Raw genomic sequence first — 14,284 nt, forward strand, 5'->3', positions numbered from 1 at the left:
CGGGCTCAGCGCGCGGCGGCGGTGCGGTAGACGGACAGGGCCTCGGCCAGGCGCTCGCGGGTCTTGGCGTCGAGCGGTCGGGCCGGGGCGCGGGCGGGGCCGGCGGGCATGCCGAGCATCTCGGCGGCGGTCTTCAGCACCACCGGCATGGTGCCGAGGGCGAAGGCGTCGCGCAGCGCGCGCAGCGATTCCTGGGCCGCGCGCGCGGCGGCGATGTCGCCGGCCTGGAAGCGGTTCCAGATCGACATCACGACGCCCGGCACGGCATTGGTGGTGGCCGCCACGGCGCCGTCGCCGCCGGCGATCAGCGTCCACAGGATCATCGAGTCGGTGCCGGTGAAGACGGCGAAGTCGTCGCGGCGCAGGTTGATCAGTTGCAGCAGGCGGTCGAAGTCGCCACCGCTGTCCTTGATGCCGCGGATATTCGGTACCTCGGCGAGGCGGCGCACGGAGTCGATGGTCAGCGTTACGCCGGCCTTGGCCGGGATGGTGTAGAGCATGACCGGCAGGGAGGTGGCGGCGGCGATGGCACGGTAGTGTTCGACCAGTTCCGCCTGGGTGGCGCCGTTGAAGTAAGGGGTGATCACCGACACCGCGTCGACGCCGGTGTCCAGCATCTTGCTGTTGAGGGCGATGACGTCGCGCGTGGCATAGGCGCCGGTGCCGGCAATCACCGGCACGCGGCCGCGCGCCTGCGCCACGGTGATGCGGGCGATGCGCAGCTTCTCTTCTTCGGACAGTGCGATGAATTCGCCGTTGGTGCCGAGCACGAAGAGGGCATGGACACCGGCGTCGACCAGGCGGTCGACCAGGGTGCGCAGGCCGGCTTCGTCGACCGCTTCGTCGGGGGTCATCGGCGTGATCAGGGCGGGGATGATCCCTCGGAACGAGATGGTCATGCTTGGCTCTCCTTGCCATGCGCGCCGCCCGATGGAAGGCCGGGCGGCTTGTTGTGCGGGGCGGTCGAGGGTGGCCTCTGCCATCGATGGCAAGGTCCGCACGATCCGTTGGTTTGATCGGTTCGGTCGCGATGCGCGGCACGTTCCGATCGGTTCCGTCATTGTAGTGGATGATCTGGTTGAATCGATCATCGTTAACCCGAGTTTGATTGAAACGATCAAAATAGGGAGGGGCGATCGATCAAGCTGCCGCAATGTGCGGGAAATGCGCGTCAAAGTGGCCTGGTGACTGCGCGCACCCGGTCCGCTGCATGTCTGCCCAGACACTTCCATCGTGCCGGAGCGGTGCCTGAGGCGGCCTTCCCTGTCGCTCCGATCAATGGCCGATAATCGAACTATCCGCGCAAGACGGGCATACAAGAACCTCTGTTTTCTGTGGAAAATACTGGCCTCGCCATGCATCCGACGGATGCACGGTAATCGCACAAAGAAGGCGATTGCCGCATGGAAAGGCATAGAACACCAACTGGAGGATTCTGATCGTGTCGACACGCATCCTGCGCAAGCTCGCCCTGGCCGCGCTGGCCACCACCACCTTCCTGGCAGGCGCCGTCCACGCCGCTTATCCGGACCGTCCCATCAAGCTGGTGGTGCCGTTCACGCCCGGCGGCGTGACCGATGTGATCGGTCGCAGCATCGCCCAGCGCCTTTCCGTGGCGCTGGGGCAGCCGGTGGTGGTGGAGAACAAGCCGGGCGCCAGCGGCATCATCGCCACCGACCTCGTCGCCAAGTCCGCGCCCGACGGCTATACGCTGCTGCTGGCGGCGATCGGGCAGGGCGCGGTCAACAACCACCTGTACCGCAAGCTGCCCTACGACCCGAAGGCCGACCTGGCGCCGGTGATGCTGGTGGCCGAAGGCCATAACGTGCTGGTGGTCAACGGCGCCGGCAGTCCCTACAAGTCGGTCGCCGACCTGGTGGCCGCGGGCAAGCAGGCGCCGGGCAAGCTGACCTACGGCTCCTTCGGCAACGGCTCGTCCTCGCACCTGTCCGCGGCCACCTTCGCCGCGTCGACCCACACCGAGTTCACGCACATCCCCTACAAGGGCAGCGCGCCCGCCATGGCCGACCTGCTGGCCGGCCATACGGCTTTCATGTTCGACAGCCTGAACACGGCGCTGCCGCAGATCCGCGCCGGCAAGCTGCGCGCGCTGGCAGTGACCGGCCCGAAGCGCTCGCCGCTGCTGCCCGACGTGCCCACCATGGCCGAGGCCGGCGTGCCGGGCTACAACATCACGGCCTGGTTCGGCATCCACGTGCAGGGCAAGACCCCGGCCGCCATCGTGCAGCGCCTGAACAAGGAGCTGGTGGCCATTGCCCACGCGCCGGACCTGCGCCAGCGCTTCGCCGAGCAGGGCGTCGACCTGGTGTCCGGCAGCCCCGCCGACTACGCCGCCTTCCTCGACGCGGAAAACCGCAAGTGGGCCGCCATCGTCAAGCAGGCCAACGTCACCCTCGACTGACGCCGAGGCGCGGCAGGGCCGCCGCCTGGAGGAGGCTCTGCGCCTCCTCCGTCCGTTTCCAACACTACTTTCCGCCGCCATGCCACGCCTTCCCGCGCTCCACGGCCTTCGTGTCCTCGACCTGACCCGCGTCCTCGCGGGCCCCTGGTGCACCCAGAACCTCGCCGACCTCGGCGCCGACGTGATCAAGATCGAACATCCCGGGCGCGGCGACGACACGCGCGGCTGGGGCCCGCCCTACCTGCGCGACGGGCAGGGGGAGGACACCAGCGAGGCCGCCTACTACCTCAGCATGAACCGCAACAAGCGCTCGGTAGCGCTCGATTTCACTACGGAGTCGGGCCGTGCCCTGGTGCGCGAGATGGCGGCGTCCTGCGACATCCTGGTGGAGAACTACAAGGTCGGCGGCCTGGCCAAGTACGGCCTGGACTACGAGAGCCTGCGCGCGCTCAACCCGCGCCTGATCTACTGCTCGATCACGGGTTTCGGCCAGGACGGGCCCTATGCGGCGCGGCCGGGCTATGACTTCATGATCCAGGGCATGGGCGGGCTGATGAGCATCACCGGCGAGCGCGACGACCTGCCCGGCGGCGGACCGCAGAAGGCCGGCGTGGCCGTGGTCGACGTGATGACCGGCATGTATGCCACGGTCGCCATCCTGGCCGCCGTGCTGGAGCGCCAGCGCAGCGGCGAGGGGCAGCAGCTCGACATCGCCCTGCTCGATTGCGAGGTCGCCATGCTGGCCAACCAGCCGCTCAACTACCTGACTTCCGGCCAGGCGCCGCGCCGTGCCGGCAACGCCCACCAGAACGTGGTGCCCTACCAGGTCTTCGCCGCCAGCGACGGGCACCTGATCGTGGCGGTCGGCAACGACAGCCAGTACCGCGCCTATTGCGAGGCGATCGGGCGCGCCGAGCTCGGCACCGATGCGCGCTTCGCCACCAACAGCCAGCGCATCGTCAACCGCGACGCGCTGATCCCGGAGCTGGAAGCGGTCATGCGCACGCGTCCGCGCGATACGTGGCTGGCCGCGCTGGCCGAGGCCGGCGTGCCCAGCGGTCCCATCAACGATATCGCCCAGGTGTTCGCCGACCCGCACGTGGTGCATCGCGGCCTGGCGCGCACGCTGGCGCACCCGCTGGCCGGCACGGCGCCCACGGTGGCCAGCCCGCTGCGCCTGTCGGCCACCCCGGTGGAATACCGTAAGGCGCCGCCGCTGCTGGGCGAAGATACCGACGCGGTGCTGGCCGAGTGGCTGGGCATCGACGGCGCCGGCGTGGCCAGGCTGCGCGAGGAAGGAACCCTGCGCTAGTCCGCTACGTCGTTCGCCCCCCGCCCGGGCGGCGGCGCGTCCAGGCCGCCGGCCAGGCGCAGGGCCGGCCGGCGCGCGACATCAACCGACGCGCGCGGCAAGGTCGCCGAGGCTGGCGATGGTGTCGTGCAGTTCGGTGTGCAATTGGACCACCAGCGCGCCGGCCGGCAGGGCGCGCGCCAGCGGCGCCGCCTGGCCGGCCCACTGGGCCGCGTATTCGGCGCTGCCCTGGGCCTTGGCCGCCGCGTGCAGGGCCTTGCCGGCGTCGTAGGCGATCGGATAGTCGGGGACCGCCGGCGCTTCGGCGGCCGCGCCGAGGGCTGTCAGCCGGTTGGCGAAGCCGCGCGCCGCGCGCCCCGAGATCGCGCGCGTCAGCGTGGTGTGGCGCGGGCGCGGCACCGTCAGCGCGGTGCGATAGGCGGCGTCGGCGGCCGATTCGGGGCAGGCGACGAAGGCCGTGCCGAGCTGGGCCGCCTGCGCCCCCAGTGCCAGCACCGCGGCGATGCCCGCGCCATCCATGATGCCGCCGGCGGCGATCACCGGCAGGGCGGTCTTGCGCACCAGCAGCCGCGTCAGCGCCAATGTGCCCAGCCCCTCGTCCTCGCCTGCCGGCTGGAAGATCCCGCGATGCCCGCCGGCCTCGATGCCCTGGGCCACCACCGCGTCGATGCCGGCGGCCTCGATCTGCCGTGCCTCGTCCAGCGAGGTCGCGCTGGCGAGCAGCACGATGCCGGCCGCGTGCAGGGCGTCGATGGTCGGCTGCGGCGGCAGGCCGAAGTGGAAGCTGACCACGGCCGGCTTCTCCTCCAGCAGCATGGCCAGCATGGCGTCGTCGGCGAGGAAGCTGCGGTAGATCTCGCGCAGGCCGGCCGGCGGCACGGCGCCGTGCTCGGCGAAATGGGGGGCCAGGTAATCGAGCCAGGCCTGCTCCCGTGCCGGGTTTGCCTGCGCCGCCGCGTGGCAGAACAGGTTGACCTGGAACGGCCGGGCGGTCAGGGCGCGGGTCTCGCGGATGGCCTTGCGCGCGGCGTCGGCATCCATGGCGCCGAGGCCCAGCGAGCCGAGTCCGCCCGCCTCGGAGACCGCCGCCGCCAGCGCGGGCGTGCTGACGCCGGCCATCGGCGCCTGGATGATCGGAGTCGTGATGCCGAGCCGGGTGAGCAGGTCGCGGCGGTCGTCGGTGGGGTGGGCAGGGTGCATGGCGCGGATTCCAGGTTGACGAGTGATGGGCAGGATGGCGGCCGCTCCGCGCGCTCAGGCCGGATGGCCTGTCCTGCGCGGGCAGCCGGACGGTGGCGGTCAGCGGTCGGTCAGGTGCGCAGCAGCTCCCGCTGGAAGGCCTCGTAGGCGGAAGTGGAAAATCCCTCGCGCCTGACCAGGAAGGTATGGACGGGGCGTACCGGCACGCACTGGAGGGCCGCGGTGTGGCGCTGCAGGTCCAGCAGCGAGCGCGGCACCACGGCGACGGCGGCTCCGGCCGCGACGCTGGCGAGGATGGCGTGATAGGACGGCATCTCGCGCACCGCCAGCCGCTGCCGCAGGTCTTCACCGCCTTCGGCCAGCCACGCTTCCGCGCACAGCCGATAGGTGCAGCCGCGCGCGAAGGCGGCCAGGTGGCGCAGTGCCACGTCCTCCGGCCGGCGTACCTCCGGGTGGTCGGCCGGCAGCACCAGCACCAGGTCTTCGGTGCACAGGTAGGTGCCGGCCAGGCCTTCGCCCAGTTCGCCGACATCGATGGCGGACGGCACCGCCGTCCCCGGGTGCGCCACCACGGCGCAGTCGAGGCGGTGGGCCAGCACGGCGTCGGCGAGGAAGCGCGAGGTGCCGGTGGCGATCTCCAGCGCCACGTCGGGCCAGGCGTGGTGGTAGCGGCCGAGCGGGCGGGGCAGCAGGGTTGCCGCAGCGCTTTCCATCGATCCGACCCGCAGCGTGCCGCTGGGTGCATCGGCGCGCATCGACTGGCGCGCTTCCTCGGCCAGCGTCAGCATCTGCTCGGCATAGCCCAGCAGGCGGTGGCCCTCGGCAGTCAGGATCATGCGCTTGCTGTCGCGCTGGAACAGCGCCACGCCCAGGCTCTCTTCGAGCTGCTTGACGCGCGTGGTCACGTTTGACTGCACGCGCTCCAGCCGCTTGGCGGCACGGGTGATGCTCTGTTCACGCGCCACGGCGCGGAAGATCTCGAGTTCTGCCAGGTCCACGATGGTGCTTCTCTTTTCGTTCTCGTTATGAGAATGAATATTATTGAAGTATCGTAATAGGAGAACTTAATGTCAAGGTGGAGAAAGCAGCAGGCGCGCAGGGGATGTCGTCGTTCTGGCGGATGCCCGCCCTCTCCCCCAGCCCTTCTCCCGCGGGCGGGAGAGGGGAGTCCGGTTGCCGTCAGGCAGAGAACGCGGCGCCTCAGACCGCCGACGTGCCCGCCTGGCCGGCGGCGGCGCCGAACACCGGCGGCGCGGTGACGATCGAGGTCAGCGCCGGCTCGGCCGGCTCGAGCAGTTCGGGGCGGGGCAGCGGGCGGCGCAGCGCCGTGCTGGCGGCGAAGGCCTGTTCCATCGCGTGGGCGACACCGAGCACCTGGCGGTCGGCGCGGAAGCGGCCCACCACCTGCAGGCCGAAGGGCATGCCGGCGTGGTCCAGCCCGCAGGGCAGGCTGATGGCGGGATGGGTGGTCAGGGTGACCACGTAGGTCGGGGCCAGCCAGCGGTAGTAGTTCTCCTGCGGCTCGCCGTTGATGGTCTCGGCGTAGAGCTGGGTCCAGGGGAAGGGCGAGACCGGCGTGGTCGGGGACAGGATCACGTCGTAGTCGGCGAAGGCGGCCTGGAAGCGCTGCAGGATGCGGGTCTGCTCGGCCTGCGCCCAGGCGCTGTCGAGCAGGCTCATGCGGGCGCCCATCTCATAGTTGGCGCGCGTGTTGGGGCCGAGGCTGGCGGGGTCGCGCTCGTAGGCGGCCTGCATGCCGGCGACGAAGCTTTCGGCGCGCAGCACGTCGAAGCAGCGGTGTACCTCGCCCAGGTCTAGCGCGATCTCGTCGCAGCGGCGGAACAGGTGCCGCATGGCGTCGATCTTGGCGCGGAAGGTGCGGCGGATGTCGTCATCGACGGCGCAGGCGCCGAAGTCCTCGGTGTAGGCCACGCGCAGCGAGCCGAGGTCGACCGGCTGCGGCACCAGGAATTCGAGCGGGTCGAGAGCATAGGTGAGCGGGTCGCTGGCCGAGGGGCCGGCGCTGGCGGCCAGCTGCAGGCAGGCGTCGGCGACGGTGCGGCCCATCGGTCCGACCACCGAGATCGGGGTCCAGCCGAGCAGCTTGCGCGAGCTGGGCACGACCCCGGGCGAGGGGCGGAAGCCGACCACGCCGCACTTGGCGGCGGGAATGCGCAGCGAGCCGCCGGTGTCGGAGCCGGTGCAGACCGGCAGCATGTCGCAGGCCAGCGCGGCGGCCGAGCCGCCGGAGGAGCCGCCGGCATTCAGGTTGGGATTGAAGGGATTGCCGGTGGCGCCCCACACCACATTGCGCGAATTGGCGCCGGCGCCCATTTCCGGGATGTTGGTCTTGCCGGTGACGATGGCGCCGGCGGCGCGCAGGCGCGCCACCAGCACGTTGTCCGCGGCGGGCACGTGATCGCGGTAGAGCGCCGAGCCATAGGTGGTCAGCAGGCCGGCGGTGGCCTCGAGGTCCTTGACCCCCAGCGGCAGGCCGTGCAGCAGGCCGAGGGGCGCGCCATCCAGCACCGCGCGCTCCGCCGCGCGCGCTTCCTCGCGGGCACGTTCGTAGCAGGTGGCGGTGATGGCGTTGACGAGCGGATTGACGGCCTCGATGCGGGCGATGCAGGCCTCCAGCAGCTCGACCGGCGAGATCTGCTTGCTGCCGATCAGGCGGCGCAGTTCGATCGCGGACAGCGCGGGCAGGCTTGGGTCGGAAGACATGGAATTGGGCTCCGGAGTGTCAGGTCGGGCAAACGGTGCGGCGCGGCGCGAGGCGCCGGCCGGGGGGGGCGTCCTAGCGGCTGTGTCCGCGCGCGGCCACCGGCCACAGGCCGGCGACGGTGCCGCCGCGCACCGTTACCAGGGTCTCGTACAGGTTGAGGGTCGGATCGCAATGGCCCGGTACCAGCAGCATCTGCTCGCCCAGGGCAGGCAGCGCGTCGGCGCCGGCGCCGGCGCCGGCGGCAGGGGCCACGATGCCGTGCTCGTCGTTGGCGGCGAGATAGTCGAGGCGGCCGTCGCGGGCCCCGTCGCGCCAGGGCAGCGGCAGGCCGGAGTCGGTCGCCACGGACTTGAGGCCGGCATCGACGATCACCCTTGGCTCGGCGCGGCTGGCGGCGGCCACGCTCATCACCGTGGCGGCGAGGAAGAGGCTGTGCTCGAAGCGCAGCCCGTCGGCCGCGGCGGCGCCCTGGTTGCGCCCGTAGTCGGCATCCATGAAGACGTAGGAACCCGGCTGCAGTTCGGTGTAGACGCCGCTGGCGAGGTCGAATTCGACGCTGCCGGTGCCGCCGCCGGTGACCACTTCGCTGCGCACGCCCGCGCCCTGCAGGATGCGCAGGGCGGCGGCGGTGCGCTGGGCCGCGCGCGCCGCGGCCTCGCGCCGCTCGCCGTGGCCGCGCAGGTGCTGGATGCCGCCGTGGTAGGCCTGCAGGCCGCGGAACACCAGCTGCGGATGGCGGTCGATGGCCTCCACCAGGCGCAGCGCGGCGGTGCCGTCGGCAACGCCGCAGCGGCCCTGGCCGATGTCGATCTCGACCAGCACGCTGAGGCGGCTGCCGGCAGTGGCACAGGCCTCGGCCAGCGCCTCGACCTGGCGCGCGTCGTCGACGCAGACGCTGAGGTGGGCATGCCGAGCCAGGGCGGCCAGCAGCGCCAGCTTGGACCCGCCCACGACCTGGTTGCTGACGTGGAGGTCACGGATGCCGGCGGCGACGAAAGGGAGCGCCTCGCTGACCTTCTGGCAGCAGATCCCGACCGCGCCCCGCGCCACCTGGGCAAGCGCGATGTCGGGGCACTTGTGCGCCTTGGCATGCGGGCGCAGTTGCACGCCGGCGCGGTCGCAGGCCGACTGCATGCGTTCGAGGTTGCGCGCGAAGGCATCGAGGTCGAGCACCAGGGCGGGGGTGTCGACGGCGCGGAGCGGCTGGCCGGGCAGGGCCGGTGGCGGCAGCGCGGGCAGCGTGGGCAGCGCGGGCAGCGTTGAGGCGGTGCCGGAGGGATTCGGGGCGGTCGGAAGCGTGGTCATGGGGCAGTCTTGCGCGGCGGGGCGCGCCATGGGCGGCGGCACCGGCCATCATGCGGCGGTGCCGCCGCCGGTGTCAAACCGGGCGGCGGCGGCGCCTTGGACGGTGCCGGCGTGCCGGCGGCGGGCCATGGTGATGTTCGGTCGGCGTGGTTCTGCGGACCTTGGTCAGTCGGCGTCGGCCAGGCGGCGCCGCTCAGTCGGCATGGATCTGCGCGCGTTCGGCGATGGCGCGCATGCGCGGCAGCTCGCCGGTGATCAGCGCGGTCACGGCGGCGCCGTCGGCATAGCTGGGCTCGAAGCCGACTCCCACCAGCTTCTCGCGCGTCTCGGGATCGGCCATGGTTTCGGCCAGGGCCTTGCTCAGCCGGGCCTTGACGTCGGCAGGCAGGCCGCGCGGTGCCACCACCGCCAGCCAGGTGTCCATGTCGATGGCGGGGAAGCCGCTTTCGGCCACCGTCGGCACCTGGGGCAGCAGGCTGGAGCGCTTGGCGGTGGTCACGGCGATGGCCTTGACCTTGCCAGAGCGCACCTGCGGGATGGCGGCCGAGACGGTGTCGACGGTGAAGGGGATCTGCCCGCCGATCAGGTCGGTCATGGCCGGCGAGCTGCCGCGGTAGGGCACGTGCAGCATCTTGATGCCGAGGTCGTGCAGCAGCATCTCGCCGGCGAACTGCGCCGTGGTGCCGGTGCCGAAGGAGCCGTAGGAGTACTTGCCCGGCTGCGCCTTGACCGCCGCCACCAGTTGCTTGAGATCGTGGACGGGGACGTCGCGGTTGGCCAGCAGGATCAGGCCGGTGCGCCCGGTCAGGCCGATCGGCTCGAAGCTCTTGAGCGGGTCATAGGGCAGGCGCGGATGGATCGCCGGATTGACGGTGAAAGTGGTGCCCGAGCTGACCAGCAGCGTGTAGCCGTCAGGGGCGGCCTTGGCAACGAAGCCGGCGCCGACGATGGTGCCCGCGCCCGGGCGGTTGTCGACCACCACGGTCTGGCCCAGGCGGTCGCCCAGCTTCTTGGCGAGCAGGCGGCCGATCACGTCGGTGGCGCCACCCGGCGGGAACGGAATCACCATCTGCAGCGGGTGGCTCGGATAGGTGTCGGCCAGTGCCGCGCCGGCGGGCAGGACCAGCGTGGCGGCCGCGAGGCAGGCCGGCATCCAACCCGGATTCGACTTCGACTTCGACTTCGCTTTCATCAGTGCTCTCCTGCGTGGCAGTGGCGTGCCGCTGGGGCCCGTCCGCCTGCCGCCTGCTTCGTGGCTTCGTGGTTGGGGGGCGTGGTCGGGTCAGGCCGCTGCGAGTCGGGCTGCCTTGGCAAGGAAGCCCTGGTACTCCTCCGGCGGCACGAGCAGGCCGCCGGTGGTCCAGGCCAGGTGGGTGGCGCGTGGCAGCGCGCCGGCCAGGCCATGGTGTTCGAGGTAGGCGCGCCCGGCCGCGCTGCGGCACAGCATGTCGGGGCCGCTGAAGCCGGCCGCGGCCGAGGGCTCGATGTGCAGGCCTTCGCTGGCATCGAGCTGCGCGAGGTGGCGGAACAGGGTCGCATCGGTCACGGTGAAGACGCCCGACAGCAGCGGCGTCATCACCTGGGCGGCCAGTTGCGAGGCGCGCGGCACGGCCAGGCCGTCGGCCTCGGTGCGGTTGTCCAGGCCATAGTCGTAGACCGAGGGATGGCCTTCGCCGGCCAGCATCTGCACCAGGAAACAGGGCGAGCGGACCGGTTCGGCGAAGAAGCAGTGCACGTGCGCGCCGAACAGCTGGCGCAGGCCGAAGGCGATGCCGGCCGGTGCGCCACCGACGCCGCAGGGCAGATAGACGAACAAGGGGTGGTCGGCGTCGACCGCCACCCCGGCAGCGGCGAGCTGGTCGCGCAGGTGCAGCGCGGCGGCGCTGTAGCCCAGCAGCAAGGACAGCGAGCGCTCGTCGTCGACGAAGTAGGCGAAGGGATCGGCCGCGGCCTCGCGGCGGCCGGCGGCCACGGCCTGCTCGTAGTCGCCGGGGTGCTCGACCACGCGCACGCCGCGGCGGCGCAGCCGCTCCTGCTTCCACGGCTTGGCGTCGGACGACATATGCACCTCGGCCCGGAAGCCGAGCGCCGAGGCCATGACGCCGATGCTGAGGCCGAGGTTGCCGGTGGAACCCACCGCGACGCGGTAGCGGCCGAAGATCTCGCGCGCTGCCGGGCCGGCCAGGCGCAGGTAGTCGCTGGCGCCATCGGTACGATCGCTGCCGCCGGCGCCGGGCAGGCCGTGTTCGCGCGCCAGGCGCTCGGTGAACTCCAGCACCTCGTGGATGCCGCCGCGCGCCTTGATCGAGCCGGCCACCGGCAGGCTGTGGTCGGCCTTGAGCCAGAGCGCGCCGAGCGCCGGTTCCAGTCGCAGGGCCTGCTGCATGGCCGGCGCGCGCTGCAGGGCCGATTCGATGATGCCGCCGCTGGCCTGCAGTTCCGGGAACAGCTGTGCCAGCAGCGGGGCGAAGCGGGTGAAGCGGTCGCGGGCGGCTTCAATATCAGCCAGACTAATGTGCTCGCTGCCGGCGGCGAGCGCGGCGGGCGGCACGTCCAGGCGTGCGGGGTTGGTCCAGAGGACCGGCTCCGCAGCCCGCAGGTGGTCCGAAAGGTCCAGGGCCCTCGTGTCGGAGAGGGGGGCAGCGGCGGTGGTCGGGGTCATCTGGGAATCTGGCGTACAAACAGTCATGTCTGGCATTGTTGGCGGCGCCAGGCCCGGTGACAATCCATTTATACTGATTCGGTCATTAGTCAGACTAATTCCGATGCACGGATTTGACACATGAGTGCGATGCTCTCCTCCTCGCTGCTGAGCTGGTTGCGCTGCTTCGAGGCCGCCGCCCGCCATTGCAGCTTCACCCAGGCCGCCGGCGAGCTGTGCGTGACGCAGGGGGCGGTCAGCCAGCAGATCAAGCAGCTCGAACAGTGGCTGCAGCGCCCCCTGTTCCTGCGCACGCCGCGCGCGCTGGTGCTGACGCCGGAAGGCGAGCGGCTGCGCTTCGTGCTGCGGGAGTCCTTCCAGGCCATCGAGAGCACGCTGACGCAGTTGCGCAGGACGCGCGCGCCCGGGCCGCTGGCGCTGAGCTGCGCGCCGTCCTTCGCCATGCGCTGGCTGACGCCGCGGCTGGGCGAGTTCTTCCGCGAGCACCCCGAGGTGGGCCTGCGCGTCTACGGCGAATTCCACGCGCTCGACCGCGCGCGCATGGTGCGCGACGGCATCGATGCCGGCGTGCGCTTCGACCTGGGCGGCTACGCCGACCTCAAGGCCAGTGTCTTCCTGGAAGAATGGCTGCTGCCGGTGGCCAGCCCCGCCTTCCTTGCCGCGCACCCGCGGCTGCGCTCGCCGCGCGACCTGGAGGCCGGCTGGCTGCTGCATGACAGCAGCCCCTGGGATGGCGCCGACGAGTTCGCCGAGTGGCGCCACTGGCTGGCCGAGGCCGGCGTCACCGTGCCGGGCCTGGAACAGGGGCAGCGCTTCAACCTGTCGCAGCTGGCGGTGGGCGCGGCGCTGGCCGGCCAGGGCATCGCCATGGGCCGCTCCGCGCTGGTGCTGGAAGACATCGAGGCCGGCCGGCTGGTCGACCTGTTCGGGCTGCATGTGCGCTCGCAGGCCTCCTATGTGTTCGTCTCGGCCCACGGGCAGACCCCGGATATCGCCAAGGTCGAGGACTGGCTGGTGGGCGAAGGCGCGCGCTTCGACGCGGCCAGGGCACGCCTGCTGGCGGCGACACGGCGCTCCGGCTGAAGGGGAGCGGACCGCGCGCGAGGCTCCTCAACGGCCGGCCGTCGCCACGGGCGGGGCCGTGCTTGCGGTGTCCTTGGCGCCCCCACCATCCTCAGCATCCTTGGCGCCCGCCCCGCCCCAGCCGCCGCCGAGCGCCTTGACCAGCATCACGCTGGCCACCAGGCGCCGGCGCCGCACGGCTTCCTCGGCGCGGGCGCTGGCCAGGGCATTGCTCTCGAGCACGCTGACATCCAGGTAGGCGACCGCGCCCTTGCGGTAGCGTTCCAGTCCTTGCGCCAGGGCCAGTTCGGAAGCTTCGGTGGCGGCACGCTGGCTGGCGGCTTCTTCTCCCAGCGCCGACAGGGCGGCGAAGTTGTCCTCGACGTCCTGGAAGGCGCGCAGCACGGTGGCGCGATAGTCGGCGGCGCTGGCGTCGAAGCGGGCGCGCGCGCTGTCCGCCAGGGCGTGCCGGCGTCCGCCGTCGAACACGGTGCCGGCCAGCGCCGGCCCGAGCGCCCAGAAGCGGCTGGGCGCGCTCAGCCAGCCGGCCAGGCTGGTGCTCTCCAGGCCGAGGCCGGCGGACAGCATCAGGCTGGGGAAGAAGGCCGCGCGGGCCACGCCGACCTGCGCATTGGCAGCCGCCACACGGCGCTCGGCGGCGGCGATGTCGGGGCGCCGCCGCAGCAACTGCGAGGGCACGGCCGAGGGCAAGGGCGGCAGCGGCGGTGCCGCCGCCACCAGCGGCGCCAGCGTGAAGCGCGCCGGCGGCACGCCCAGCAGGGTGGCGATGGCGTGCTCGAGCTGGGTGCGTGTCAGCCGTACCTCGGCAAGCTGGGCCTTGGCGTTCTCCAGCTGGGCGCGCGCCTGCGCCACTTCGCCTTCGGTGGCGATGCCGCCGCGCCAGCGGTTGCCGACCAGCTCCAGTACCGTCGCGTCGCTGTCGACCGTGCGCGCCAGCAGGTCGCGCTCGCGCTCGGCAGAGCGCAGGCTGAAGTAGTCCGCCGCCAGTTCGGCCTGCAGGCTCAGGCGCATGGCGGCGACGTCATCGGCACTGGCCTCGGCGCCGGCCTGCGCGGCATCGACGCTGTTGCTGACGCGTTGCCAGAGGTCCGGCTCCCAGGTGGCGCTGAGGCCCAGCAGGTGGTCGGGCTCGGTCTTGCCGGCCAGCGAGCGGCCGACCACATTGGCCGAGACGTGGCTGCTGCCGCCGCTGGCGCCGGCGACCAGGGTGGGAAAGTAGGCGGCGCGCGCGGCGCGGGTCTGGGCGCGGGCGTCGTCGAGCAGCGCCCGGGACTTGCGCAGGGTCTGGCTGGTGGCGTCGAGCCGGGGCATCAGCGCGTCCAGGGTGGTGTCGCCATAGGCGCGCCACCATTGCGGGGACGGCGCGGCCGCAGCGTCGGCTGGCGCCGCGCCGGCTTCCTTGAAGGCCGGCGGCAGGTCGACCCCGGGCACACTGTAGGGCGGTGCGGTGGCGCACCCGGCCAGGTTGCCGAGCGCGGCGAATGCGAAGAGGGTGAACAGGGTGCGGCGGCCGCAGAGGGTGGCGCGCAAGGCCTGCGGGCGTGACGCGCGCGGGCCGCTAGGGCTAGGGGAGGC

The 14,284-nt window shown here is 71.9% G+C and carries 12 protein-coding genes; 4 read left to right on the forward strand and 8 right to left on the reverse strand.

Features of this window, described 5'->3' with window-relative positions; genetic code table 11:
* Positions 1-5: 5 nt before the first annotated feature.
* Positions 6-899 (reverse strand): 4-hydroxy-tetrahydrodipicolinate synthase, encoded by an 894-nt coding sequence (gene dapA / locus BKK80_RS26845; RefSeq protein ID WP_071020312.1) that lies wholly within the window; start codon positions 897-899, stop codon positions 6-8.
* Here dapA and BKK80_RS36730 point away from each other — a divergent pair.
* The 3 genes from BKK80_RS36730 to BKK80_RS26855 all read left to right on the forward strand — a co-directional run bounded on the left by BKK80_RS36730 (position 898) and on the right by BKK80_RS26855 (position 3,734).
* Positions 898-1,188 (forward strand): hypothetical protein, encoded by a 291-nt coding sequence (locus BKK80_RS36730; RefSeq protein ID WP_157903348.1) that lies wholly within the window; start codon positions 898-900, stop codon positions 1,186-1,188. The two genes, dapA and BKK80_RS36730, sit on opposite strands and share 2 nt — an antisense overlap.
* Before the next feature lie 253 nt (positions 1,189-1,441).
* Positions 1,442-2,422 carry a tripartite tricarboxylate transporter substrate binding protein gene (locus BKK80_RS26850; protein ID WP_084545774.1) on the forward strand — a complete coding sequence of 327 codons (981 nt, stop codon included), beginning with the start codon at positions 1,442-1,444 and terminating at the stop codon, positions 2,420-2,422.
* A 79-nt stretch (positions 2,423-2,501) separates the two neighbouring features.
* Positions 2,502-3,734 carry a CaiB/BaiF CoA transferase family protein gene (locus BKK80_RS26855; protein ID WP_071020303.1) on the forward strand — a complete coding sequence of 411 codons (1,233 nt, stop codon included), beginning with the start codon at positions 2,502-2,504 and terminating at the stop codon, positions 3,732-3,734.
* 81 nt (positions 3,735-3,815) lie between these two features.
* Here the strand turns inward: BKK80_RS26855 and BKK80_RS26860 are convergent, their stop codons facing one another.
* The 6 genes from BKK80_RS26860 to BKK80_RS26885 all read right to left on the reverse strand — a co-directional run bounded on the left by BKK80_RS26860 (position 3,816) and on the right by BKK80_RS26885 (position 11,626).
* Positions 3,816-4,934: an NAD(P)H-dependent flavin oxidoreductase gene (locus BKK80_RS26860; protein WP_071020301.1), complete on the reverse strand. Its 1,119-nt coding sequence runs from the start codon at positions 4,932-4,934 to the stop codon at positions 3,816-3,818.
* 110 nt (positions 4,935-5,044) lie between these two features.
* On the reverse strand, positions 5,045-5,932 hold the full coding sequence (locus tag BKK80_RS26865; RefSeq protein ID WP_071020299.1) for a LysR family transcriptional regulator: 888 nt from the start codon (positions 5,930-5,932) through the stop codon (positions 5,045-5,047).
* Between the two features lie 202 nt (positions 5,933-6,134).
* Positions 6,135-7,658, reverse strand: a complete 1,524-nt coding sequence (locus BKK80_RS26870) for an amidase (RefSeq protein WP_071039941.1) — start codon at positions 7,656-7,658, stop codon at positions 6,135-6,137.
* Between the two features lie 73 nt (positions 7,659-7,731).
* The gene (locus BKK80_RS26875; RefSeq protein WP_084545775.1) at positions 7,732-8,964 is read right to left on the reverse strand and encodes a DSD1 family PLP-dependent enzyme; all 1,233 of its coding nucleotides are present in this window, start codon (positions 8,962-8,964) and stop codon (positions 7,732-7,734) included.
* 193 nt (positions 8,965-9,157) lie between these two features.
* Positions 9,158-10,156 (reverse strand): Bug family tripartite tricarboxylate transporter substrate binding protein, encoded by a 999-nt coding sequence (locus tag BKK80_RS26880; RefSeq protein ID WP_205683747.1) that lies wholly within the window; start codon positions 10,154-10,156, stop codon positions 9,158-9,160.
* A 90-nt stretch (positions 10,157-10,246) separates the two neighbouring features.
* Positions 10,247-11,626 (reverse strand): D-serine ammonia-lyase, encoded by a 1,380-nt coding sequence (locus tag BKK80_RS26885; RefSeq protein WP_418235917.1) that lies wholly within the window; start codon positions 11,624-11,626, stop codon positions 10,247-10,249.
* Positions 11,627-11,746: 120 nt separating this feature from the next.
* On the opposite strand from BKK80_RS26885, the gene BKK80_RS26890 reads away from it, so the two are divergent.
* The gene (locus tag BKK80_RS26890; protein ID WP_071020289.1) at positions 11,747-12,709 is read left to right on the forward strand and encodes a LysR substrate-binding domain-containing protein; all 963 of its coding nucleotides are present in this window, start codon (positions 11,747-11,749) and stop codon (positions 12,707-12,709) included.
* 27 nt (positions 12,710-12,736) lie between these two features.
* On the opposite strand, the gene BKK80_RS26895 is transcribed toward BKK80_RS26890, so the two are convergent.
* Positions 12,737-14,239 carry an efflux transporter outer membrane subunit gene (locus tag BKK80_RS26895; RefSeq protein WP_236903980.1) on the reverse strand — a complete coding sequence of 501 codons (1,503 nt, stop codon included), beginning with the start codon at positions 14,237-14,239 and terminating at the stop codon, positions 12,737-12,739.
* Between the last annotated feature and the right edge of the window lie 45 nt (positions 14,240-14,284).

The organism is Cupriavidus malaysiensis, from assembly GCF_001854325.1.
GTDB classification, from domain to species: Bacteria; Pseudomonadota; Gammaproteobacteria; order Burkholderiales; family Burkholderiaceae; genus Cupriavidus; species Cupriavidus malaysiensis.